Annotated in this window: 4 protein-coding genes; all 4 read right to left on the bottom strand. The window is 49.2% G+C overall.

The genetic code is table 11. The features are described from left to right. A partial coding sequence (locus ACEW8P_RS24205) for a sulfatase-like hydrolase/transferase (RefSeq protein WP_373515634.1) occupies nt 1-656 on the bottom strand: 656 nt, incomplete at its 3' end. Nucleotides 657-693: 37 nt separating this feature from the next. Further along, entirely contained in the window at nt 694-1,494 is an 801-nt protein-coding gene (locus ACEW8P_RS24210) for a glycerophosphodiester phosphodiesterase (RefSeq protein WP_373515635.1), read from the bottom strand. Nucleotides 1,495-1,555: 61 nt separating this feature from the next. Beyond that, the gene (locus tag ACEW8P_RS24215) at nt 1,556-1,780 is read right to left on the bottom strand and encodes a hypothetical protein (protein ID WP_373515636.1); all 225 of its coding nucleotides are present in this window, start codon (nt 1,778-1,780) and stop codon (nt 1,556-1,558) included. Between the two features lie 94 nt (nt 1,781-1,874). Beyond that, complete coding sequence (locus ACEW8P_RS24220) at nt 1,875-2,138, bottom strand: hypothetical protein (RefSeq protein WP_373515637.1); 264 nt, start codon at nt 2,136-2,138, stop codon at nt 1,875-1,877. Nucleotides 2,139-2,240 lie beyond the last annotated feature (102 nt).

The following is a 2,240-nucleotide window of genomic DNA, read 5'->3' on the forward strand; positions in this document are numbered from 1 at the left end:
GAGGTGTACTCGGGCAGATGGCGCAGGGCTGGCATCCAGGCGCGGTGCGGCGCTTTATGGAGGTACATCATCAAGAAAGGCTTATCGGGCTGACGCTCAGTTTTCAACCAATTGAGCGTCATCTCGGTTATCAGGTCGGTGACGTAGCCTTTGAGATTGATCCTGCCCTGCTTTTTGGTAATAAAATCAGGGTTGTAGTACTCGCCCTGTCCCGGCAAAATCTTGAATTCATCGAAGCCCTTGGGATTGTTGCCGAAGTGCAGCTTGCCGAACATAGCGGTTTGATAGCCCGCGTTTTGCAGCAGCTGCGGAAAAGTCATCTGCGTTGTGTCGAAGGGAGAAATATTGTCGATCTTGCCATTCAAGTGGCTATGCTTACCCGTCAGGATCACGGCACGTGAAGGCGCGCAAATGGAATTAGTCACGCTGGCGTTGCTAAACAGCATTCCCTCCTTAGCGATGCGGTCGATGTTGGGCGTCTGGATCAGTTCGTCGCTGTACGCGCTGATGGCCTGATACGCGTGATCGTCCGACATGATGAAAAGAATGTTTGGCTTGCCCTGCTTTTTACTTTGTCCGATTTCTTTACGACACGAAACCAAAATGGACAATAGCAATATGGGAACCGCAAGAATCAGGAGAATTTTATTTTTCATCAAAGGTCGGTTGGAAGCTGGTCATCAGAACTCAATATCAACGCGAAGCGCTGTTGAACTTCGCAATCCTTTCAAAGAGCAATTCCGGTTCATTGGTGGTAATGTACTCAAAGCCTTGCCCAAGCAGTCGATCCATGTCGTCAGCCTGGTTGACGGTCCAGGCATTGAGCGCAATGCCGTTCGCTTTCGCCTGCGCCACCCATTCGGGATGTTTTTTAAATACCGAGAAGTGGTAGTCGGCGCCCTGAATGCCCACCGCACGCAGTTCTTCGGGCGATTTATCACCGTTGAGGTACTGGGCAGGTACTTCCGGAACAAGGGAATGAATGTGCAAGATCATCTCGTAATCGAAAGTGATGTAAACGACTCTGTCTTGCGCCCCCAACTCTTGGATCAGCTTTACGGCTCGTCCGGCGACAGCTTTTCCTCTCTCTTTGCTCACCGTCGATGGCTTGATTTCACAAACCAGCCGCGTCGATTTATTGTCCCGCATTCCCGCTTGAATGTACTCCCGCAGCGTAGGTAGTTTCTCACCGTTGGAGAGCTTGAAAGTCAGCAGGTCGGCATAGTTTGTCTTCTCGATGGGTAGTTTGTTGAAGTGGGCGTCGTGGTTAACGACCAGCGAATCGTCAGCCGTCATCCATACGTCGAACTCAGCCCCGGTACAGCCCAGGTCTATTGCCTGGCGAAGGGCCGCGATGGAGTTTTCCGGTAGGTCGTTCTTTTTCCAGGCACCGCGATGGGCTACTACGACGTTTTCGGCGAATTTAACGCTGGGGCGCGGGGTGATACAGGAGGTTAAAACTACCATCAGGAGTAAAAAAGAGGTGTAGCGCATAAATTTGGGAGATAGTCAGGTAATTGGCCCATGTCGTTACTAGGCGCTGAGATTATAAATATCAGTCTTCAATTTCTGAAAGCAGAGAATCCAATTCACCTTCGTTGAGACTGGACTTCGCACTTTTGTCATAAATGGACAACAGGAAGACCGTATCGTCCACTATCTGGACATGAGTGATTATCCTGGCACCACCAGACTTACCTTTGTTTTTGCTGGAAATGGCGAGACGGACTTTGAAACAGTTTTTGCCGAGGGACGTGCCTTGATCAGGGTTTTCAGACAATCTATTTGCAAAGGCAGTCAGATCTTTTTTGAAGGAAGGGTACTTTTTTACAAGACGTTTTGACTGCCGATCAAACGTCTTGATGGTTTCAACTTTATAACTCATCGAGCAATTCTTTGATCGGACGGCCTTTTGCTTTCCCCTGCTTTATCAGATTAACCTCCCTGACCGCCTGTTTCATTTCTTCCACCAGCTGTTCCTGCGTGGGTTCCTCACAATCATCCTGCTCTGCCTCGGGCTGATCCGAAAGTAGTAGTTCGGCCAGCGCCGTGCGGTCTCGCTCAGGTAATTGCTCTCGGATCAGATCTGCCAGTTCGTAAATCGAGAGCGGGATATTGAAATTTAAGGTAGCTTCCATAATTAATTTGTCATTTTTACAAAAATACAATTTCCCAACGAACATTCACGCTTCATGCCTGACTACCAAGCCACGCTTGCTTACGCCCAACAACAAGACCAA

The sequence above is a fragment of the Persicitalea sp. genome (genome assembly GCF_041751555.1).
Taxonomy (GTDB): Bacteria; Bacteroidota; Bacteroidia; order Cytophagales; family Spirosomataceae; genus Persicitalea.